Source organism: Leeia aquatica (assembly GCF_012641365.1).
GTDB classification, from domain to species: Bacteria; Pseudomonadota; Gammaproteobacteria; order Burkholderiales; family Leeiaceae; genus Leeia; species Leeia aquatica.
Genome location: NZ_JABAIM010000001.1, coordinates 191,742 through 214,871 on the forward strand (window position 1 = coordinate 191,742; position 23,130 = coordinate 214,871).

Consider the following 23,130-nt stretch of genomic DNA (forward strand, 5'->3'; position numbering starts at 1 on the left):
GGGTACACACCGCTACAAGCGGTGCATGCCCCGAGGTGGATGGGGGCTCAGCGGCCGCCCATGATGGCGATGTAGTCTTGCGTCCAGCGGCTATATGGAACGCAGGTGCCCTGCGTGCTGCACTTGGCTTGCGGCGTTTTCCAGAAGTGGATGCGGGTCATGCGGTCAAAGCCATTGTCGCCACAGAAGTTGCTGCCTCCCGGTGCCTTCTCCTTGCAGGCGGCGGGTACGGCCGGCACAGAGCCAAACCATTCGGCCAGCGAAGACTGCAGCTTGCTGTTCAGCGACCACTCCATCCACTTGTAGGCGCAGTTGGGGTGCTTGGCTTCTGCATGCATCATGGTGGTATCCGCCCAACCAGTGGTGCCTTCCGCCGGGAAGGCAGAGGCAATCGGCTGCTTCTCACCCTTCAGCGCATTGACCTGATAGGGCCAGGCACTGGATGCCACCACGCCTTCCTTCTTGAAGTCGTTCATCTGCACGGTGACATCGTGCCAGTAACGATGGGTTAATCCCTTTTGCTGACGCAGCAAGGCCAGCACCGCTGCATACTGGGCTTCGTTCAACTCGTACGGGTCCTTGATGCCGAGCGCCGGGTTTTTCTTCATCAGATACAGGGCGGCATCCGCAATATAGATGGCGCCATCATAGGCTTGTACGCGGCCCTTGTTCGGCTTGCCATCCGGCAGTTTTTGCGGCTCAAACACCACCGCCCACGATTGCGGCGGGCTCTTGAAAACATTGGTGTTGTACATCAGCACGTTCGGCCCCCATTGGTAGGGTACGCCATAGTGCTTGCCTTGCACCACATGCCAGGGGGCATCACGCAGGCGCTCATCCACCGTTTTCCACGAGGGAATCAGGGCGATGTTCACTTCCTGCACTTTTTTACCTGCCACCAGGCGCAGGCTGGCATCGCCTGAAGCGGTCACCAGATCGTAACCGCCCTGGCTCATTAGTGAAACCATCTCGTCAGAGGTGGCTGCGGTCTTGACATTGACCTTGCAGCCCGAGGCCTTCTCAAAGCCGGTGACCCAGTCATACTTCTTGTCGGTTTCGCCGCGCTCGATATAGCCTGGCCAGGCAATGATGTCTAGGCGTCCTTCCCCGGCGCCCACCGCAGCGGGGGCGGCATAACTGCCAAGTGATAATCCCAGCAGGGAAAACACGCCTAAGCGAACCATGGTTACGTGTGTCATGCTCTGATCTCCGGAGTGCCTGATTATTGTTCTGCCACGGGTGGCGCGGGTATTGCCGCCACCGAGCGTGGACGATTAACCCCTTTTTCATCAATGACTTGAAGATAAGTCATTGGATGAACAGGTCTGCTCAGGATTGTAGGAGCATGCTCAGGCCGCGACCAGAACGTAATTCAGATACGACCTATCTGAAAAACCGATGGCAGTTCATGCATGACTGACGCGGATATGGGAACGTCCGAATTCACGAGCCACAATCTGAAAGTGCTCGGCAGCCTCATGCTGCATGGAGCCTCGCCGCCAGGCGATGCCCAGCTCCAGAATCGGCAAATCTTCCATGATGGCCCTTGCCTCTAGCCGGTCCCCTTCCAGTGACCAGGGCCGGTACAGCAGGTCCGGCAGGATGGCGACCCCGGCCCCGGTGGCGACCAGACTACGTACCGCTTCGACCGATTCGGTACGCATCTGTGGACGAGGCCGAACCCCGGCAGCTTGCCAAAAAGCATTACTGGTGGATTCCAGCTCGTCCAGCTTCAGCATGATCAAGGGCTCATCTGCCAGCTCATGAATAGAGACGCTCCCTACTTCGGTCAGTGCATGGTTGACTGGTAGCCACAAGCGCCAGCGCGAACTGAGCAAGGTCTCAGTCTCCAGCGCCTGCCGGTTTTCCAGCTGCGATACCAGCAGCACCGCCACATCGAGTTCGCCATTGACCAGCAAGTGCTCAATGTAGTCACGCCTATCCTCGATAATCTGCACCTCCACCATGGGGAAGACTCGCCGGAATCGGTCCAGAAGATAAGGCAGGTAGTAGCCGGACACCAGACTGGTGACGCCAATATTGAGCTGACCATTCATGGTGTCTGGCCGTGCCGACAGCGCCTGCTGGGCATTGCGCACACTGGCCATGATCTGATGGGCGTGCCGCAGGAACTGATGCCCGGCATGGGTCAACACCATGCCACGGGCGTGCCGATGAAACAGGGCAGCCCCCAGATCACTTTCCAGGGCTTTGATAGCCTCGGTCACCACCGACTGGGAGATGTTGAGGGATTGCGTGGCCCCGGTGATGGATTCAGCCTCGGCCACAGCGATGAAATAGCGGATGTTCTTCAGCGAGATCGGCATGCCCACACTGTAGATCAGTGCAGGCATGCCCGCCAAGGGTTGGCGTATTTACTTTTTCTCGGCGAGCTTCTGGTTGCGCAGCACGCACAGCAGGTCAGCCGCAATGTGGGCGGCGGCAATTGCCGTCAGTTCACTCTGGTCAAACGGCGGCGAGACTTCCACCACGTCCATCCCCACCAGATTGACGGGTTGCATGCCGCGGACGATGTGCAGCGCCTGAGCGGAGCTCAGGCCCCCGGGTACCGGGGTGCCGGTGCCCGGCGCAAACGCCGGGTCCAGACAGTCGATGTCAAACGTCAGGTAGGTCGGTCGATTACCAACGATTTGCAGGATGCGCTGCAGGGTCGCTTCGGCTCCGTTGGCGTGAACCCACGGTGCATCCAGCACATTCATGCCCATGAAATCATCGTTCCAGGTACGGATACCCACCTGCACTGACGTTTTCGGATCAATCAGCCCGTCCTGGATTGCCTTGTAGAACATGGTGCCGTGGTTGAGTGAATCCGGCGAATCGTCGGCCCAAGTGTCACAGTGGGCGTCAAAGTGAATCAGGCTCAGTGGCGCGCCAAACTTTTCGGCATGGGCTTTCAACAGCGGATAGGTGATGTAGTGGTCGCCGCCGAAAGTCAGCATCTTGGCACCGCTGGCCAGAATGGTGCGGGCATGCTCGACAATGCTGGGGGTGATGGTTAGCGGGTTGTGGGCATCAAACCAGCAATCGCCATAATCAATCACTGCCAGATCGTCGAAGGGGTCAAAGCCCCACGGGAAGGGCTTGAGCTCGGACAGCTGCACACTGGCAGCCCGCACGGCAGCCGGTCCCAGACGCGCACCGGGGCGGAAGGTGGTGGCCAGATCCAGCGGCACGCCGGAAATCACCACATCCGCACCGGTGAGGTCACGGGTATAGCGGCGGCGCATGAAGCTGAGCACGCCAGCGTAGGTATTTTCAATGCTGGAGCCATGGAGGCCAGGGCGGCGGATGGCGCCATCACCCAGAATGGGTTCAGTCATGTTGCACTCCTCGGGCTACGAACGCAGCCACGCAGAATACGCCGGGAAGCCCGACGATTGCCGTCCATCTTTGCGCAGCCGACGGGTTGAGGCTGCCCACCCTCGCGGGTGTGCGGCGCAGTGTGCCGCAAAGGATGGGCGCTGTCCACGCCCATACCGCACTTATAGCACCAGCTGCAGCGAGGATAGCAAGGCCCCCGGCAGCCGCATGCTGCTCGATGACCGGCTGTCATAGCTCATCGGGTCCACCAGCCACTCGCGCTCGATGGTCAATGCCTCCAGTTGATCGCCCAGCATCCGGTACAGGCTGTCGTCAAATCGCATCACATTGAGCGGTGCTACCAGCTCGCCCTGCTCCACCCAGAAACAGGCAAATCGGGTCATGCCGGTGATGCGGCAGTGGCTGCGGTCGGAATAGTTGAGGTACCACAGATTGTTAAGATATAAGCCGGTATCCAGCTGGCGCAAGACATCCTGCTGTGCCAGCTGGCCCGCAGCCATATCAAAAGAATTGGCGGACTCACTGCCATCCGCCCCATTGCTGGCAAGGCCAAACTCACGGGCGCTGCGCGGGCTGACCAGCGCATGCACGAACTGCCCGTGCTCGATCAGGCACAGGCGCTTGGGTTTGCGGAAGCCTTCACCCTGAAAATCAGGGGCCAGCCCGGCAGCGGTGTTTTCGCTCAGACTCACCAAGGGCGAAAATTGCCGTTCGCCTTCCACCAGTTTCAGGAGTGCGCTGCGCTTGCTGTGAATGGACTGGGCAGACAAGGCCTCCCAGTTGAACAGGGTGAACAGCTCGCCCACTGCGGCCGGGGCCAGATAAGCGCGATAGGCGCCTGGCTGCAAGGTGCGCGCAGGGCGCGACAGCAAAATGAGCTGTTGCCCTGCTGCGTGCAAGTCTGCTGCAAAGGCAGCCGCATCCCATTCAAAACCTGCCTGGCCGCGTTTGACGGCTTTGTCCCCGCAGGCGTGCAGACTCCAGTCAAAGTTGAAGCTGGTGGTTTCCTGCCAGTTGCGCTGTCCCAGATGATTGGCAAAGGCGTAATACACCGGCCCCACTGCCAGAATGCCAACCAGGTCGGTCCCTGCTGCAGTGACAGCAATATCCGCCGCGATCTGCGTAGCGTCCGGCAGGCGGGATGGCTCGATGCGGCAACTGTCCTGCCGGGTATCCGCCAGCATCAGGTGCGGGTCATCCTGCAGTTGCGGCAGCAGGCCTCGCAAGGTGTGCAAACCCGCCAGCAGCACCTCACGATCATGAGCCAGCTCGCCTTGCATGCTGAAGCTGTGCGCGGCCTGCTTTTGGCCCTGAATCAGCTGCAGGGTGAGATACAGCTGAAACACCTGACCCGCCTGACGGATCTGGCCATGATTGAAGCGGACAAAGTCCGACCGCTCACCGGAAAACCACAAGGTAAAGCCTTCGCCTCCTTGCAGCTGGCTACTGACGGCATCCGCGAGTTGCTCAAACCAGGCTTGCATCAGGCAGCCCCTCCAAATACCTCAATATTCCGGAATACGCAGGCGGGCGACGCATGCCCGACCCGGATCACCTGATTGGGCTCCCCCTTACCACAATAAGGCGTGCCCATCACCTTGCGGGTGTGGACATCACCAACCGCTGAGAGTGAGCGCCAGAAGTTGGCGGAGATACCCCGATAGTTAGGATTTTTAACCACACCCTTCAGCTCGCCATTTTCAATCAACTGTCCCCACTCGCAGCCAAACTGGAATTTGTTGCGCGAATCGTCAATCGACCAGGACACGTTGGTATCCATCAACACCCCATGCTCGATACCCGCCACCAGCTCGGCCAGCGACTGCGTACCTGGCTCGATATTGAGGTTGGCCATACGGTCAATCGGTGCACGATGCCAGCCACTGGCGCGGGCATTGGCCACCCCGGTCAGGCCGGCGCGCTGTTGCGAGAGAGGACTGCCAAGCGGGCGCTGCAGGATGCCATCCTTGATCAGCCAAACCTTTTCGCTGGCGTGGCCTTCGTCGTCCCAGCCATAGCTGGCAAACTCTTCGCGGATCGACGGGTCGTAGGTGACATTCAGCAAGGACGAACCGTACTGATAATGCCCAAACATGTCCGGCGTGACAAAGCTGGTACCGGCCATATTGCGTTCATCACCCAGGATGCGGTCCAACTCCAGCGGATGACCGATGGACTCGTGGATCTGCAGCATCATCTGCTCGGGCATCAGCAGCAGGTCCATCCGCTCGCTGGGGCAGTTGGGGGCCTGCAACAATTGCAGCGCCTCATCCGCCACCTTCGATCCCGCGCCCCAGAATCCCGCGGCCTGCAGCATGCCCAGACCGCCTTGCTGACAATAGCCGTTGTATTGTCCACCAAAACTGCGGGATTGCGTCTCACCATCGGCAAAAGCGGTGATCACGATACCCGGCATCAGGTAGCGGAAGCGCTGGAGGGTATCGCCACCACCATTGGTCAGATAGCGATGCTCCTCATCCACCCGACCCAGGGTGACCGACCACTCAACAATCCGCGGGTCGATGCGGCAGGCATCGGCCTCCTGCTGCAAACGGGCAAACAGTTCACCGCGATGCCAGTCCAGTGCCTGATTCGCCCCCGGACCGCAGTACTCCCCTACCGGGTGCATCAAGGGATACTGGCTCACCTCGTAGGCCGCATGACGGGCGTGCAAGGCAGCCCATTGCAATGCCCGCTCCAGTGCACGCTGCAAACCAGCTAGGCTGACATCACTGGTGGCCGCATAGCCGTGTCCGCCTTGGGCGACCACACTCAGCATCACCCCGACATCCTCGGTCAGGGTCACCGGTTGCGGCACGCCACGGCGTACGGTCAGGGTCTCGCGATGCGCCCGCACATGACGCAAGCTGCAAAAGAAACCCTCGGTGGGCAGGGCTTCAAACAGCGTCTTCAGCGTATCGGCCATGGTTATCCCTGATCAGGCCTGCAGGGCCTTGCTGGCGATTTCAAACACATCCGGCGACAAACCTTCTTTAGCCAGAATGCGCTGCAACTCCGCCTTCATCAGGCCTTGTCGGGCAGTATCGTATTTCTTCCAGCGGTTAAAGGCAGACACCACGCGGGAAGCCACCTGCGGGTTAATCCCATCCAGTGCCAACACCTGATCCGCCACCCAGTGATAACCCGAACCGTCGGCAGCATGGAAATGCAGCGGGTTGGCACTGGCAAAGCTGCGAATCAGCGCGTAGACCTTGTTCGGATTGGTCAGTGTAAAGCAACGATGTTGGGTCAGCTGTTTCACATGCTCCAGCGTACCCGGCAGGCAACTGGTGGCTTGCATCTGCAACCATTTATCCATCACCAGCGCCTCATCCTGCCACTGGTCAGCAAAGTGGCTCAGCGCATGTTCCCGCAGCGGATGCGCCACATTGGCCAGCACAGCCAGTGCGGCCTGCTGATCAGTCATATTGTCTGCTTGCATGAACTGTTCGTGCGCACGCTGCAATTCCTGCTCCTGTTCACCGGCGCACAGATAAGACAAGCAGACATTGCGCAAGGCGCGCTTGGCAGAGGCATCACCCGTCCACACATAGGCACCTTGCGTCAAACGCTGGTAATGGCGCAGCCAGTCGGCGGACAGTGCTTGCGCCAGCTTGCGGCGGACAAACTGGCGAGCCTGATGAATCGTGTCAGGATCAGCCACCTCCATCACCTCGGCCAGCCAACCTTCGGTCGGCAAGCTCAGCGCCTGGGCAGCCAGCGCCGGGTCCAGTTGCTCATTGTTCAGCACCTGACGCATGGCCGAGGTGAAGTGTTCCGGCAACTGCAGGGGGCGGCCGGCCTGCGCATCGGCTACCAGTGCCAGCAGCACCCGTTCGGCCAGTTTCTGCCCCGCATCCCAGCGGTTGAACTCATCACTGTCATGCGCCAGCAAGAAGGCCAACTCAGCATCCGTATAGGCCATCTCCAGCTTGACCGGTGCGGAGAAACCCTGCAGCAGGGAAGGCACCGGTTGGCACGGAATGTCCACAAACTCGAAGGTCTGCTCAGCGTCTGTCAGTGACAGCACCCGGCTGCCCTGGATGGCCTCCGCCTCGCCGCGCAAGCGCAATGGCAGGGTTTGACCTTCAATGCCCAGCAGGCCCATCTTGACCGGAATGTGGAATGGCAGTTTCTCTGGCTGCCCCGGTGTGGCCGGGCAGGACTGGGCCAGGGTCAGGCGGTAGCAGTGTTGTTCGGCATCATACTGACCGCTGGCACGCAATACCGGCGTGCCCGCTTGATCGTACCAGCGCTTGAACTGTTCCAGATCGGCACCATTGGCATCCGCCATGGCAGCGACAAAATCTTCGGTGGTCACAGCCTGGCCATCGTGGCGGCGGAAGTACAGGTCCATCCCCTTGCGGAAACCCGCCTCGCCCAGCAAGGTATGCTGCATGCGGATGACTTCCGCGCCTTTTTCGTAGATGGTAACGGTGTAGAAGTTATTGATTTCGATATAGCTGGTCGGCCGGATCGGATGGGCCATCGGACCTGCATCTTCCGGGAACTGGGCGCTGCGCAGTGTCTTGACCTGGTCAATGCGTTCCACGGCACGGGAGCCCAGGTCCATGGAGAATTCCTGATCACGGAATACCGTCAGGCCTTCTTTCAGGCTGAGCTGGAACCAGTCGCGGCAGGTCACCCGGTTGCCGGTCCAGTTGTGGAAGTATTCGTGGCCAATCACCGCCTCAATCGCGCCAAAGTCCCAGTCAGTCGCCGTTTCCGGGCGCGCCAGCACGTACTTGGTATTGAAGATGTTGAGGCCCTTGTTTTCCATCGCCCCCATGGTGAAGTCGCTCACCGCCACGATCATATAGATGTCGAGGTCGTACTCCAGCCCGAAGCGGTCTTCATCCCACTTCATCGCACGCTTGACCGACGCCATGGCGTGATGGCACTTGTCCAGATTGCCGTGCTCCACCCAGATCTGCAGCAATACCTCACGCCCGGAGCGGGTGCGGAAATGGTCTTCCAGCACCACCAGCTTGCCGGCCACCAGCGCAAACAGATAGGCCGGCTTGCGGAATGGGTCGACCCACTTCACCCAGTGGCGCCCCTTGCCGGAGTCGCCCTCGCCCACCTTGTTGCCATTCGACAGCAGCACCGGGTACTTTTGCTTGTCGGCCACAATGGTGGTCGAGAAACGGGTCATCACGTCCGGGCGGTCCAGGTAATACATGATGCGGCGGAAGCCTTCCGCTTCACACTGGGTGTAGAAATTGTCGTTGGATTTGTACAGCCCAGACAGGGTTGTATTGGTCTGCGGCTGAATGCGGGTCACCACATCGCAGAAACAACTGTCCGGCAGGTCGCGAATCACCAGTTCGGTCGGTGACACGGTATAGCGGTCGGCTGCCAGGGTTTCTCCATCAATCTTGACCGATACCAGTTCCAGCGCATCCCCCACCAGCACCAGTGGGGCATTCACTTCCGCAGAGGCCGGGTTGCGGGTGATCACCATGCGGGCTTCCACCTCGGTGTCCACTTCCCGCAGTTCGAACTTCAGATCGATACGGTCAATGATGTAGGGGGACGGCAGGTAGTCCTTGAGATAAATGGTTTGCGGGGTTTCAGTGCGCACAGTTCATCCTCAATACAGGGAGCAGGATCGCTGCTCCATCATCGTTTGGTCCGGCACGACTGTGCCGGACGCGCTTATTGTTCAGTTTTGCTGCAACCAAGCCTTCCGGCGGGCGTGACAACTATCGCTGGCCTCTGCCATCACTTGCAGGGCCGCTGTGTCTGGTTGACTGGTTTGCAGGCGGATGGGCAAGGTCTTAAGCTCATCGCGGCGGAATGCATGTACCACGGTCTCGGCACCCAGTGGCAAGCGGTCCAGCAAGGTTTCCAGATTACCTTGACTGACCTTAAAGCCATCCAGCGCGATGATCACATCGCCCCCCGCCAGCCCGGCGAGCTCGGCGGCGCCTCCACTCAAGACGCTGCTGAGCTTCAGACCCAACGGATCTGTCGCCGTACGGGCCCCCAGCTGATTGCGCGGCGCAGGCGGCTCGGCCAGCCACTTGCCCCCTTTGTCTGCCAGGTTCTGCGGCATACGGCACTGCAGGGACAAGCCCAGCAGCGGCAACACCGCCTGCAGCGGTTCCAGCAGCTGACTGGGTTGCCGCAAATACGTATCAAAAAAGGCCGTGAGGTCGACCCCGGCCACTTCGCTGGCCACCCGCTCCCACTCGTCTTCGGCAATCCCGACGCCTGTCTCGGCAAAGCGCGCACCATAGCGTTGCCACAGGGTACGCATGATGTCATCCAGCGAGCAGTCATGCTGCGCGCGCAGGGTCATGTCCAGCAGCCACCCCACCAAAGCGCCTTTGACATAGTAGCTGGCCAGCGCATTCGGTGAATTTTCATCCTGCCGGTAATACTTGATCCAGGTATCAAAACTGGCATCTTCCAGTGTCTGTACCTGGCAGCCGGGCGTGCGCAGGACACTGGTGAGGTTTTGCGCCAGTGTTTCCAGATACTGGCTTTCCCGCGTCACACCGCTGCGCACCAGCATCAGGTCATCGTAGTAGCTGGTAATGCCCTCAAAGGCCCACAGCAGACGGGAATAGGCTTCACGCTCCAGCGGGTACGGCGCGTAAGCCGCTGGCTTAAGCTGCTTGACGTTCCAGCTGTGAAAATACTCATGGCTGATCAGCCCCAGCAGCTGGGTGTAACCGCTGCCAGGTTCGGCGGGCTCATCCGGGCGTGGCAAGTCATTTCGATCCGCAATCAGGGCAGTGGAGCTGCGATGCTCCAGCCCGCCATAGCCGCCGCCCACATAGAGCAGGAACAGATACTCACTGAAGGGTGCCCCCATCTTGCTTCCGGGCTGCCCGAACAGCTCGATCTGCGACTGGCAGATGCGTGTGGTATCGGCCACCAGCCGAGGCAAGTGACCATGATGACGGCCGCTGATGGCCAGCCAGTGCGGGATGCCCAGAACATCAAACGCGCAGATTTCCAGCGTACCGCATTCAACCGGATGATCGATCAGCGCATCATAATCAGGCGCTTGATAATGGCCGAAGGCCCAGCGTGTTGCGCCGCCTGCTGGGCGCGGCAAGGTGGTCGCGACCTGCCAATGCTGATAGGCAGTACCTGATGGCGGGACCAGTTCTACCTCGACCGGCTGCTGTTCCTGCCCCACCACGGCAAGGCAGGTACTGGTGGCATTGAAAAAAGCCCGTTCCTGGTCGAAATAGGCACCCCGCACCGACAAGTCAAACGCATACACCTGATAGTACAGTTGCAGCACACCACGGACCGGCTCTGCTTGCCAGCGTGCCTTGTCCAGCTTGAGCAGCCGGACTGACTCCCCCTCGCATTCAGCGCGAATGGTGACAATGTTCCGGGCAAACTCACGGATCAGGTAGGAGCCTGGAATCCAGGCCGGCAAGGTAAAGGCTTGCCCGGCGGGATCGGGGTGATCGACCGTCAGGCAAACTTCGAGCAAATGGGCGTGGGGATCGGCAAGGCTGATCCGGTAATGGATGGCAACGGGAGACGTCATGCAGGTCGGGCCTCGTGCAGGCAAAGCGGGATTTTACCACGCTGAACCCATGCACTTGCGGACCAATCCAGTCAGACGCCCGGTCATCGGTTCAGGTAGATCGGTTAATGGACGTCTGGAACAAAAAAGCGTTCCCGCAAGTCTTCGAGACCGAACGTATCAAGGATCTCATTGAGACGGGCAATGGCACGACCGGGCGAATGATTGCCCTGCCGCGCGATGATCAACTCGTTCTTCATGGAGTGCTCCCATCCCACCAGCTCGGTCACTGTAACCTGGTAACCATGCGCTTCCAGTTGCAGGCAGCGCAACACATTGGTCAGGTGACTACCGAACTCACGGGTATGCAAGGCGTGACGCCAGATTTCGGCCAGCGCGTCGCGGCGGATCGCCGCCCCCTTGCCTTGTCGTAGCACACTGGCTACTTCAGCCTGACAGCAAGGTACCAGCACAATGGATTGCGCCTGCTTGCCCAAGGCAAAGCGGATGGCATCGTCGGTTGCCGTATTGCAGGCATGCAAGGCGGTGACCACGCTGACCTGTTCAGGCAGCTGCGTGGAATGGATCGAATCGGCCACCGACAGGTTGAGGAAAGACATGCCCCCAAAGCCGCAACGCGCGGCGAGCTCTTCCGAGCGGGTTACCAGCTCTTGCCGGGTCTCGATGCCGTAGATATGGCCCGGCTGGCTGCGGGACTTGAAGAACAGATCGTAAAGAATGAAGCCCAGATAGGACTTGCCAGCCCCATGGTCGACCAGGGAGATCGGCTTGCCCTGCCCCTCCGCCTCCAGCAGCAGCGGTTCAATGAATTGAAACAGGTGATAAACCTGCTTGAGTTTACGTCGACTATCCTGATTGAGTTTGCCATCCCGTGTCAGGATGTGCAGCGCTTTCAGGAGCTCAATGGATTGCTCGGGACGAATATCAGGGATGCTCATGGCTCGGCTGCAGGCACATAGCGGCCTGGCGCATTAAAAGATTGTTAAATTTTATCAGCCTGACACCACAGTTGCCTATCCACGTCTACAATATACAACTGAGTATTCCGTCCCCCTGTTCACTTCCTGAATCGGCTTGGCTGTATATGGATCGAAACGATTTACTGGCAGCAACGCGCACCGAGTTTGTCAGAGGCTATACCGCCATACTCGACGAGCTGCTCAATGAAAGCATGGCAAGACTGTTTGAACGAGCAGAACATGCCGGCTCGATGCAACAGCAGGGCCTGTACTTTGACGCACGCACGGTACTGATGACCCGCTCAGTGCAGATCCGCCAGCAGCTGTCGGCGGCCTTGCAGCCCTTGCTGAACCGAAGCTTTCAGACCGCATACAGCACCTTCCGCCCCTCGTTTGCGGAGCAGGTCAGCAAGAAAACCACGCTGTCGCTGGTGAGTACCGACGTCATTGACGACGAAATGTGGGTCGATGGTGTCACCAAACGCCTGCGGGATGAGGCCGACGAGCAATTGCGGGACTTGAACATCCGCATGGCCTTGCTGTTTGAACAGGAAACCATCAGTGAACGGGAAAACCCGTTCCGCCCCTACCTGCTGGCCAAGTGCCTGAGCAGTGCCGCTGAAGGGCTGGATCTCTCCAAGGAGATTGAGAACGTTCTCACCGAAGCGCTGGCCAATGAGCTGGTCAAGCGCGTCAGCCAGATCTACGCTGCCGTCAATGGCCTGCTGGCCCAACACGGCATTGCCGCCGAGTTGAGCCTGCGCATCGTACGGCAAGCCCCGGCTTCCCCCGCCCCGATGCCAGCGGCCCCTGAATTACCGGTAGAGCCCACGGCAGAAACCCCGCCAGTGGAAGCAGACATGATGGGGATGCCACGCTATCCGGAGTACGGTGCAAGTGCGCCTGCTCCGGCATGGCATGCTGCTGCAGCTTCGACCAGCCACCCCGCCGCCCCTGCCGGACGGGTGGAAGACCGCCTGCTGCAGCTGGTTCGTCAGCCCCAGCAAGCCGGTACTTCCGCCTTGGGCAGCATGCAGGATCATTGGCAAAGTGCCAGTCAGCACGCGGGAGGGGTTCCTGGTGCGGGCATGTCAGCGGGTCCCGCCTCAGCCTCTCCCACAGACAGCGCGCCCAGGTCTGGTTGGCGTAGCTGGCTGGAAGGCCCTCGCAAAGCCGGCCAGGTATTGCGTCAGCTGTTCTCAGGGGCGCCTGCGATGGAAGAAGCCGGCTCCGGTGAACCTGTACGCAGCTTCCAGCCCAGCAGCAATAGTGTACTGACGCACTCGATCGACAGCCTGATGCGGACTGCTACACCGCAAACAGTCGACATGCATGATGATCAGGGGCAACTGCGCAACCTGATCCTGGAGCACCGGGAAACCCTGAGTGATCAGGTGGAAGAAGAAAACGAGCAGATGACCATCGACATTGTGGCCATGCTGTTTGAGTTCATCCTGCGTGACCAGAATGTCCCGGCCGAAGTGCGGGCACAGCTGGGACGCTTGCAGTTCCTGGTGCTGAAGGTGGCCTTGATGGACCCCACCTTACTCACCCAGAAGAGCCACCCGGCCCGCATGCTGGTCAACCGGATTGGCAGTATCTCGCTGGGGCTGCAGCAGATTGACCCGACAGGGGAGCGGGTGGCAGGCGAGATCTGCCATATTGTCGAGACGTTGCTCAGTAGCGATATTGAAGGCAGTGCCTTGTTTGGCACCATGCTGGACGAACTGGATGCCTTCATCGCCCGTGAATTACGCAGCAATGAGCCGCAAGTGGACTCGGCCTTGGCCGCGGTTGCTCAGGCCGAGAGCCGTACCCTGCAGTTTGCCCGCATCACCGCCATGATTGGTGAGGCCTTGCAAGGCGTTACCATTGACCAGTATCTGCAAGAGTTCCTGCTGAATCACTGGGCGCGGGCCATTGAAGTGGCTGGCCGTACGGATGCGACCCGCGCCCGTCGCTTCCGCGAGGCCATACCGCAGCTGATCTGGAGCATCGTGCCCAAGGTCACAGAGTCTGACCGAGCAGCGCTCACTGCCATGTTGCCCAAGCTGATTGGAACCCTGCGGGATGGCATGTTGCTCAGCAAAAGCAGCAAGGCGGACCTGGAACAGCTGATGGCCTGGCTGTTTGACAGCCACAAACTGGCCTTGCGCAGTGCGGTGCCTGCCAATATGTGCCCGCCACTCAGCTTCTTCCAGCAGCGGTTCCAGCACTTTATCGAGCAAGGCGAACCCTTGCAGGTCATTACGTCGGATCGTTCGGTGACACCGGACCGCAAACTGCTTGAGGAGGCCATGAGCGAGCTGGAAACCCAGCTGAACCTGATTGATCAGTTGTTTGAAGACGAGCTGGCAGATGAGGCCGGGCTGTCTGATGCGGATTTCTCCAACGCCGAAGTCGAGCAGGAAGAGCTGGGGGCATATGCACAGCTGCGTAGCGGCGTTGCCGTCGAGGTCAACCTGGATGGCAATCCGACACTGGCCCTGCTGAGCTGGAGCGACCCCACCGTACCCCGGATGGTGTTGCAGATGCAGCATAGCGAAGCGCCGTCCATTATCAGCGTGCGTCTGTTCATTCGCTTGCTGAAGTCAGGTCGCGCGCGCTTCCTGGAAGATCGTCCGATCTTTGAGCGGGCCATTGAAAGCCTGCTGGACTCCGCCGACCAACTGGACCGCACGCCGCTGGCGGCCTGAGTCTGTCACGCCCCGGAGGCGTTGCAGGCTCAGTACTCGCTGTCTACAAAACCACCGTGTGGCGAGGCAAAGTTCTCAAAGCGGGTGTATTGCCCCATCCAGGTCAGGCGTACGGTCCCCACCGGGCCGTTACGCTGCTTGCCGATGATCACCTCGGCACAGCCTTTGTCGGGTGAGTCCGGGTTGTAGTATTCGTCGCGATACATGAACAGGATCACGTCCGCATCCTGTTCAATGGCACCGGATTCCCGCAAGTCCGACATCATCGGACGTTTATTGGGGCGCTGCTCTACCGCTCGCGACAGCTGCGACAAGGCAATCAGCGGTACATTGAGTTCCTTGGCCAGACTTTTTAGCGAGCGCGAGATTTCAGAGATTTCCGTGGCCCGGTTCTCGCTGGCGCTCTTGCTGGAGCCCACCATCAGCTGCAAATAGTCGATCACGATGAGGCCAAGCTGGCCCGTTTGTCGCATCAGGCGGCGCGCACGGGTGCGGACTTCCATGGAAGACAGGCCACCGGTTTCATCAATGAACACCGGTGCTTCGTGCAGCTTGCCTACTGCTGTGGTGAGCTTGGGCCAATCGTCATCATCGAGCTTGCCGGTGCGCATCTTGTGCTGGTCCAGACGACCAATGGAACCGATCATCCGCATCACCAGCTGGGCGCCCCCCATTTCCATGGAGAACACCGCCACCGGCTTTTTGGTTTCCACGGCCACGTTTTCAGCAATATTGATGGCGAAGGCGGTCTTACCCATCGAGGGGCGGCCTGCCACAATGATCAGATCACCCGGCTGCAGGCCAGAGGTCTTGGCATCCAGATCGGCAAAGCCCGTAGGGATGCCGGTCACATCGCTGTCGGAATCGCGATGGTAGAGCATGTCGATGCGCTCCACCACCTGGGTCAACAGCGTAGGTGTATCCAGAAAGCCCTTCTTGCCCTTGGCGCCAGCCTCAGCAATTTCAAAGACTTTGGCCTCGGCTGAATCCAGCAGCTGCTCGGCGTTACGACCTTCCGGATTGTAGGCGGACTCGGCAATTTCGGTCCCCACTGCAGCCAGGCGGCGCATGATGGCACGCTCGCGCACAATCTCTGCATAGCGGCGGATATTGGCAGCACTGGGCGTGGCTTGCACCAGTTGCCCCAGATACGGCAGCCCGCCGGACTCTTCCAGCTTGCCCCGGTTATCCAGCACCTCAGCCACGGTGATGACATCGACGGGCTTGTTGTGCTCGGTCAGCCAGCCGATCGCCTCAAAAATCAGTCGGTGGTCAAAGCGATAAAAATCCACATCGCTGATCACGTCCGCAATCTTGATCCAGGCCTCAGCATCCAGCATCAGGCCGCCCAGCACGGACTGCTCTGCCTCCATGGAGTGCGGGGGCAGTTTCAGCTGGGCCAGCAGCGGGTCAACCGCTTGGCCAGTAGGGGCGGGAATTGGGCTATTCATGCCAGTAAGTCTGCAACAGGGCCTCGCATTTTACCACTATTGGACAGGTCCAGTACCAAGGCATGAAACAGCCAGCTACCATGTGGCAGCCATTGCTCGGTCCATCGCCATGAGTGGCCCATTTCAGTCTGCGCCGGGATGCGGAAGTCGATGTCAGCCTCATCCTCCAGCCCTGCGGTAATGCCGTTGGCAACGCCACCACAGGCGTTCCAGTATCCCGGCTCGTAGCGCGGATTATTCCGCCCCCAGCCTTGCAGCATGCACACATCAAACGGGTTGGCCCCCATGATCCAGTCGCAGCAATGCTGTGCCAATCGGGCGAGTGGTAAGTCCGTGAGCTGGGCGGCAGGGGTCTGCAGACCGAGGCGAGCAGCGGCGGCCAGGGAAGCCAGGCGTGCATTCTCGCCTTGCCACCAGTAACCGCTCTCATTCTGATGGGGAATGAAGAAGGACGACCGCCCCGGCTGGCCTGGCTGCACCACCCAATGCCTGGGGTAGGCAAACGGGTTGTGTGTACGGGCAGCCAGCTTGAGCTGCTGCTGCCAGCCCCGCTGCAGCTGCTGGCGAGCACACGCTGCCGCCCCCCCCTCCCCGGCCAGTTCCAGATAGCGGGTCAATGCCAGCAACGGCAGGCCTGCATCGGAGGCATGGAAGTAACTGCGTTCATGCTGCTCGGTCATCCACCAGAACCCGGCATCATCCTGTTTAGTCGCCATGCGGGCGACCCATGTACCCGCCTCTTCCAGCCAGCCTTGCTGTGGGCGAGCGGCAGCCAGCTCACAAGCAGCCAGCAGCGCACAGTAGTCATCAATCAGGTTTTCCTGGCCATCATCCAGATAGCCTGGATTATGTGCCCGCAAATGCTGATAGCCTGCGGCTGCTCGCCGGTAGTAATCTTCACGCGAGTATTCACCATCCCGTGCCAGGCAGCTGGCGCGCGCCAGCGCGGCAATGGCCAGCCCGGCGCCTTGGCGGAAACCTGCACGGTAGTCGGCAGACTTATGCCCTTTCTGCGTGGCATAGGCGCACAATTCCCGCTGTGATGGATCCTTGCTCCAGCGATCAAACACCGTCATCAGAAATGCGCCGTCCGGCAATTGCATGCGGCTGAGGAAATCTGCACCGTGCAAGGCCTCATCTTGCACTCGCTCATCAAACCATGAGGTCGTAGCGGGCAAGCGCAGGCTGGCATCCGCCAGTTGCCAGACCAGCAAGGGCGTCTGCTGCGGGTTCATGTGGTTCGCGTACGAGAGATGCGACAGGTACTTGGAGACGTCACCAGAGGCATCGTACCAGCCGCCATGCACATCGACGGGCTGACGGCTATCCAGCAAGGGCGCGGTCCGGTCTGCCTGGTCATAAATGCCGCTGCAGCGCTGCGATTTGAAGTAATGCAGCAGGTCCGACACCATCTGGCCAGCGAACAGGTCCGGCTGAATCTCAAACGGGGCAGACACCAGTGGTGGATGGCTGTCCAGCAGCCAGAGCTGATACTGCCCGGGCTGAACCCAGGCGCTGAAGTCCAGTCGATGAAAAAACCGCCCCTGCCAGCCCGGTACCTGCTCAGCCGCCTGCAAGCTGCCTTGCCACACGGTGGATTGCGTCCGGCAATCCAGCAACGCGGCTTGCAAGCCGCTCATGGCGGTATGGCTTTGCAAAATGGCCTGCTTGTCGGCAGCAGGCCGATACCCCACATGATTGAACAGCCACTGCATCAAATGCTCCGGAAGCAGGCCGCTGAAGGCCAAACCCCAGAGTCTACTCGCTGAGCGGCTTCAGTTGTGCAGCTTCTTCTTCCGTCAGCACGCGCAAGGTGGGGACATAGCCATCAAACACCACACCATGCATCTCGGTGCGCTTGTGGCTGCGCATCAGACCCAGCAAGAATTGCAGGATTTCCGCGGTGATGACCTGTCCGGGCACCAGCGCCGGAATACCTGGCGGGTAAGGCACGATCTGGTCTGCCGAGACGCGGCCAATGAGGCCGGGATTCGGGCGCTCGTCCTCATCAATCATTGGCACCATTTCACCGGCCGCGTAGTAGGCATCACGCGGCAGATAGCGCAGCGCGGTGAACTCGGCAATGTCTGGCACCCGATACAGGCGGCGTGGCGCGCGCTTTTCCCGGGCCAGACGCATCAGCGCATCGTACAGGCGTGACACCTTGCTGCGGGTGGTCCCGATGGTCAACAGCAAGGTGACGGTATTGAAGGTCGATTTCTCAACCTGAATGTTGTAGCGCTCGAACAGCTCATGCTGGAATTCATCGGTGGTATAGCCCGATTGGGAAATATCCAGCGTCACCTTGGTGGGATCGAGCTGAACATTATCATTGCGCACCTCTTCCGGCAGCAGGTCCTCCAGCTCCAGCACCCGGAAGACGCCGGTTTCCTTGATGCTCTCACGCAGTTCACGTGCCAGCTCCAAGGTACGAGACAGCAGCTTGTAGCCTTCCATCACGGCCTGTTTGCGCGCCACATCCAGGCTGGCAATCATGCTGTATTGCGGGCTGGTGGAGGCATGCATGTTGAAGTTTTCCCGGAAGATGTGCTCGTCAAACTCCGGGTCGTTCACATGAATCATGCTTGACTGGCTGAGTGCCGACAGCACCTTGTGCGTACTCTGCGTTGCATAGTCAGCTCCCGCTTCCAGCGCGGTGGGCCGGAAGGCGGGGTGAAACTGGGCAAAGCCGTACCAGGCTTCATCAATGATGACCTTGATACCCTTGGCGTGGGCGGCCTGAATGATGGGCGGTAGATCGTAGCGCAAGCCATCATAAGTGCAGCTGGTCAGGATCAGCACCTTGGCATCCGGATGCTGCTCGATGGCCTCGAAGATGGCCTTCTTCGGTACCGTACCGAACACGCCGTATTTCTTGTTGACCGAGCTGTTCAGATAAATGGGGTGTGCGCCAGACAGCACCACACCGTGGTGAACCGACTTGTGGCAGTTCCGGTCCAGCAGCAATTTGTCGCCCGGTGTCAGCAAGGTCTGGAAAATCACCTTGTTGGCGGTAGACGTACCATTGGTGGCAAAGAAAGTGCGGCGCGCGCCGAATGCCTTGGCCGCCAGCTTTTGTGATTCCTCAATCACCCCTTTCGGGTCCAGCAAGGAATCCAGCATGTCAACCGAGACAGATAAATCCGCCCGGAAAGCATGCTCACCCAGAAATTCGTGAAAATCATTGACCCACGGGCTGCCACGTAGCGAGTCACCTGAACTGTGACCCGGAGTGTGCCAGGCATCCTTGGCCATCAGCACATAGTCACGCAGCGCATCGTAGAACGGGGTGCGGGCGCGCTCCTGAATCTGCGCGTGCAGGATACGGTACCAGCCCCGGTAGTCGCGCTCTTCACGGCAGAAGTAGCCATCCACCGTTTCATTGAACAGGGCTTCGACCACTTCATCCTGCCGGGCCTCATCAATCATGATGTAGATGCTGAGCTCAGGCCGCATGGCGTGGATGCAGTGCACCAGATCAAGCGCGCTCTGCTGCTGGGTCTTGTCCTGATCCTCCAGGGAGTAGAGATTGTCGTCAATCATGACGGCCTGGTAATCACCATCGGCCGCCAGCACATTCAACGCTTCCTGTGCCGATGTGACGCCAGAAAACGTCAGGCCAAACGGGTTATCCAGATGTTTGGCCGCACCGTTAAGACCATTGGTCAGACTGCGTACCACCATTTTTTCGTCATTGATGACGAGTACTTTGCTTACCGGCTTTGACATAGACCTCTGACTCACTGCACTGATGGCCAGCCCGGTTTCAGGCTGGCCTTACTGGCTGCTGCTAACGCCCCAAACGGCCACCCTTGCTGATGACCACGAAATCGACAAACGTTGATCCCCGGTGATTAGACGGCAAATAGCGCAGCGGAAAACCGCCGAAGTATTTGTCATCCATGCTTTCCAGAGCCTCGACAAACGTTTTGCGGGTCACATTGCTGCCCGCTTTCTTCAGCCCTTCAATAATCACCCAGCCGGTCATGAAGCCCTCAATGCCGGGATAAGTCAGCGGCTTGCCTGCGGCGTACTTGCGCATGGCTCGCTGAAAATCGCCTACCACTTGTTCGGTACCGGTAATCGGGTTCGGCATGACCTGGGAAATGGCTACCCCGACCGCCTCTTCTTTCAGCAAGGCGTACAGTTCGCTCGCATCCACTGGCGACAAGGCAAAATACTGGATATTGATGCCACGCTGCTTCATGCCATGGATGAAATCGGCAGCCGGCTTGCTGACAGCCACCAGAATCACCGCGCCAACCTTGGCATCAGCCAGCTGCTTGACCGCCGCGGTGACATCCAGCTTGGTGCGATCGTACTTGGCGCTGGCAGCCACATCGAGGTTGTTCTTGCGCATGGCACGCTCAATCCCCTCCAGCCCGGCCTCGCCATAGCTGTCGTCCTGATACAGCACACCAATACGCTTGATCCCCAGGCTGACCAGCTGGCGCACAATACGTTCGGACTCATCCCGATAGCTAGCGCGGATGTTGAACTGCATCGGGTTGTGATAAATGCGGGTGACATCGCTGCCGGTGTACGGCGCAATGGAGGGTACTTTTTCCTTGAAGATCAGGTCGGCGATCTGTTGGTTATTGGCAGTCCCGAACACCCCGGCCAGGCCGAAGACTTGTTCCTTCTGGATCAGCGTGGTGACATTGCCAAGCGTTTTGTCTGGCAGGCTGGCGTCGTCCAGCGTTTTCAGCTCCAGCCGGCGACCGTTGACGCCCCCCTGATCGTTGATCATCTGGAAGGCAGCTTGCAGACCCTGATTGTATTCCTCAACGACACGGGCATACGGCCCGGTTACCCCTGCCGACTGCCCAAACAAGACCCGAGCGGGTTCAACCCCTGGCTCTGCACGCACCGTGGCGGCGAGTCCGAGGGCGAGTGTCAGGACCAGCAAGGCATAGCGTTGCAGCAACATGATGTGTCTCCTCTTGCGAAAGGCTGTTGTATTTTATGGGCTCGCCTTTTCGCAGTTCTGCATTGCGGAACACGGTTCCGCAATGCAGAGAAGCCACAGTGTGCAGGAAGTTGCTTTCTGACTCAAGTCAAAAATGCAACGTCCCGCAGCTGCTGCTGATGACCCCACGTAATGGGGTTGTGGTGTCAATCAGCTGGCATGCAGCAACTGCAGAATCGACGAGAAGTCGAGCTTGCCGTTTCCCTGAGCACTATGCAATGCGTACAAACCGCGAGCCTGAGCTCCCATTGGCGTCGCCACCTTGCTGGCAATGGCGGCTTCCAGCGCCAGGCCCAGGTCCTTCAGCATCAGGTCAACCCCAAACCCCCCGGCATAGCCCTTGGATGCAGGTGCGTTTTCCATCACACCCGGCCACGGGTTATACACCTCCAGCGCCCAGTTACGGCCCGAACTCTTGCTCATGATCTCGGACAACACTTTGGGGTCCAGCCCATGTGCGACCCCCAGATTCAAGGCCTCCGCCGTACCTGCCATCAGGATGCCGAGCATCATGTTGTTGCACATTTTGACGATCTGCCCCGCACCATGTGACCCGGCGTGGTAAATATTCTTGCCCATGCGCTCCAGCAACGGCCGCACCTGCTCCACCACCTCCGCTGCACCACCTACCATGAAGGTCAGCGTACCGGCAGCGGCGCCGGCCGTGCCGCCGGATACCGGTGCATCCAGCATCGGGAAACCGGCCTCTTCTGCGGCTTGAGCCACCTTGCGAGCCACCGCCGGAGCAATGGTGCTGCAATCCACCAGAATTGCGCCCGCGCGGGCGTTGACCAGCAAGCCACCGTCTCCCAGATAGATCTGCTCCACATGCTGCGATGCTGGCAACATGGTGAGGATGACATCCGCCTGGCGTGCAGCCTCACCCGCTGACGTACATGCTTTGGCCCCCTCTGCGGCCAGGGTCGACATGGCTTCCGCTACCAGATCAAACACGCTCAGGGTAAACCCGGCTTTCAACAAGTTGCGCGCCATAGGCAGGCCCATATTACCCAGCCCGATGAATGCGATATGCATGGTGACTCCTGTTCAGTAAAGAATGGGGGTTACAGGTCCTGCAAGGGGTGGGGGCCGCTCCAAGGTGCGACAAAATGCAGCGCCAGGGCATCTTCCTCCACGGCGGCATCATGTGCGGCCGACCAGCGCGGCTGGTTATCCTTATCGACCAACAAGGCCCGCACCCCTTCCGCGAATTCTCCGCTCAAACAGCAACGGACTGACGCGACCAACTCCCACTGGAAGGCCTCTCGCAAGGAGAGATGCTCACAGCGCGCCTGCATGGCAAGACCAAGCCGAGCCGACATCGGGCTGCCACGCTGCAGGTTGCCAACCGCCTTGAGCCACCAGGGGTCGTCTTTAAAGGCTTCCCGGGTCTGCTCGTCTAGCAAGGACTGAATGACGGCAGACGCATCGTGGCCGCGGCACACCTTGAGCAGTTGCGACCAATGCTGCTCAATGGGGGATACGGGCCAATTCACTCCGGAGTCGCCCTCCAGGCGGACCAGCAACTCGGTCAGACACTGCTTGCGGCCCGGCTCATCGGCAGGCCAATGTTGAGCGCACAGCCCGGCCTTGACGTGCTCCCATTGGTCATTGGCGAGTTGATAATCAGCCATGCCCAGGAAGCGGGCGTCGGATGCATTGAGGTGCACCCCGGTCAGCGCCAGAAAACGGCCTACCTTGCCGGGCAAACGGCTGAGGAACCAGCTGCCGCCCACGTCCGGATAAAGGCCGATGCTGATTTCCGGCATGGCAAGCCGTGAGGTTTCTGTCACCACCCGGTGGCTGGCACCGGCCATCAGGCCGATCCCTCCGCCCATCACGATGCCTTTACCCCAGACCAGTATGGGCTTGGCATAGGTATGGATCAGATAGTCAAGCTGGTATTCCAGTGCAAAGAAATGGGTGCAAGCGGTCAGGGCGTTACCTGCCCGGATCTGCTCATACATGGCGCGAATATCGCCACCGGCACAAAATGCCTTGTCACCTTGCCCTAGCAGTACCACGCAGGCAATCTGCGGATCCGCCTGCCAAGCTTGCAGCTGCGGCAGCAGCAGCTCAATCATCGGCAGGGACAACGCGTTCAGGCTTTTTTCACTATTCAGGCACGCTACACCAATGCGACAGCCCTGCTGCCCAGCCCACTCTTCAATACGGATGGGAGAATCGCTCATGCGTC

Annotated in this window: 15 protein-coding genes; 1 reads left to right on the forward strand and 14 read right to left on the reverse strand. The window is 59.6% G+C overall.

Going from position 1 to position 23,130, the window contains the following annotated elements:
* Nucleotides 1–47: 47 nt before the first annotated feature.
* From HF682_RS00970 to HF682_RS01005, 8 genes are all read right to left on the reverse strand, one after another.
* The gene (locus tag HF682_RS00970; RefSeq protein WP_168875392.1) at nt 48–1,199 is read right to left on the reverse strand and encodes an ABC transporter substrate-binding protein; all 1,152 of its coding nucleotides are present in this window, start codon (nt 1,197–1,199) and stop codon (nt 48–50) included.
* 207 nt (nt 1,200–1,406) lie between these two features.
* The gene (locus HF682_RS00975; RefSeq protein WP_240947025.1) at nt 1,407–2,354 is read right to left on the reverse strand and encodes a LysR family transcriptional regulator; all 948 of its coding nucleotides are present in this window, start codon (nt 2,352–2,354) and stop codon (nt 1,407–1,409) included.
* Nucleotides 2,355–2,375: 21 nt separating this feature from the next.
* Nucleotides 2,376–3,341, reverse strand: a complete 966-nt coding sequence (gene speB, locus HF682_RS00980) for an agmatinase (RefSeq protein ID WP_168875393.1) — start codon at nt 3,339–3,341, stop codon at nt 2,376–2,378.
* Between the two features lie 162 nt (nt 3,342–3,503).
* On the reverse strand, nt 3,504–4,826 hold the full coding sequence (locus tag HF682_RS00985) for a TldD/PmbA family protein (protein ID WP_168875394.1): 1,323 nt from the start codon (nt 4,824–4,826) through the stop codon (nt 3,504–3,506).
* A complete protein-coding gene (locus HF682_RS00990; RefSeq protein ID WP_168875395.1) occupies nt 4,826–6,268 on the reverse strand; it encodes a TldD/PmbA family protein in 1,443 nt (480 codons plus the stop codon). The genes HF682_RS00985 and HF682_RS00990 overlap by 1 nt, the downstream gene beginning before the upstream one ends.
* Before the next feature lie 12 nt (nt 6,269–6,280).
* Nucleotides 6,281–8,926, reverse strand: a complete 2,646-nt coding sequence (pepN, locus tag HF682_RS00995; RefSeq protein ID WP_168875396.1) for an aminopeptidase N — start codon at nt 8,924–8,926, stop codon at nt 6,281–6,283.
* An 81-nt stretch (nt 8,927–9,007) separates the two neighbouring features.
* Nucleotides 9,008–10,858 carry a M61 family metallopeptidase gene (locus HF682_RS01000; protein ID WP_168875397.1) on the reverse strand — a complete coding sequence of 617 codons (1,851 nt, stop codon included), beginning with the start codon at nt 10,856–10,858 and terminating at the stop codon, nt 9,008–9,010.
* 104 nt (nt 10,859–10,962) lie between these two features.
* A complete protein-coding gene (locus HF682_RS01005) occupies nt 10,963–11,796 on the reverse strand; it encodes a class I SAM-dependent methyltransferase (protein WP_168875398.1) in 834 nt (277 codons plus the stop codon).
* Nucleotides 11,797–11,942: 146 nt separating this feature from the next.
* On the opposite strand from HF682_RS01005, the gene HF682_RS01010 reads away from it, so the two are divergent.
* Nucleotides 11,943–14,513 (forward strand): DUF1631 family protein, encoded by a 2,571-nt coding sequence (locus HF682_RS01010; RefSeq protein WP_168875399.1) that lies wholly within the window; start codon nt 11,943–11,945, stop codon nt 14,511–14,513.
* A gap of 29 nt (nt 14,514–14,542) precedes the next feature.
* Here HF682_RS01010 and dnaB read toward each other — a convergent pair whose 3' ends face one another.
* From dnaB to HF682_RS01040, 6 genes are all read right to left on the reverse strand, one after another.
* Entirely contained in the window at nt 14,543–15,964 is a 1,422-nt protein-coding gene (gene dnaB / locus HF682_RS01015; protein ID WP_168875400.1) for a replicative DNA helicase, read from the reverse strand.
* Complete coding sequence (locus tag HF682_RS01020) at nt 15,961–17,679, reverse strand: glycoside hydrolase family 9 protein (protein WP_168875401.1); 1,719 nt, start codon at nt 17,677–17,679, stop codon at nt 15,961–15,963. The genes dnaB and HF682_RS01020 overlap by 4 nt, the downstream gene beginning before the upstream one ends.
* Before the next feature lie 43 nt (nt 17,680–17,722).
* Nucleotides 17,723–19,693 (reverse strand): aminotransferase class I/II-fold pyridoxal phosphate-dependent enzyme, encoded by a 1,971-nt coding sequence (locus tag HF682_RS01025; protein WP_168875402.1) that lies wholly within the window; start codon nt 19,691–19,693, stop codon nt 17,723–17,725.
* A 61-nt stretch (nt 19,694–19,754) separates the two neighbouring features.
* Nucleotides 19,755–20,894, reverse strand: a complete 1,140-nt coding sequence (locus HF682_RS01030) for an ABC transporter substrate-binding protein (RefSeq protein WP_168875403.1) — start codon at nt 20,892–20,894, stop codon at nt 19,755–19,757.
* 189 nt (nt 20,895–21,083) lie between these two features.
* Nucleotides 21,084–21,968 (reverse strand): 3-hydroxyisobutyrate dehydrogenase, encoded by an 885-nt coding sequence (mmsB, locus tag HF682_RS01035; RefSeq protein ID WP_168875404.1) that lies wholly within the window; start codon nt 21,966–21,968, stop codon nt 21,084–21,086.
* 29 nt (nt 21,969–21,997) lie between these two features.
* Entirely contained in the window at nt 21,998–23,125 is a 1,128-nt protein-coding gene (locus tag HF682_RS01040) for an enoyl-CoA hydratase/isomerase family protein (protein ID WP_168875405.1), read from the reverse strand.
* Between the last annotated feature and the right edge of the window lie 5 nt (nt 23,126–23,130).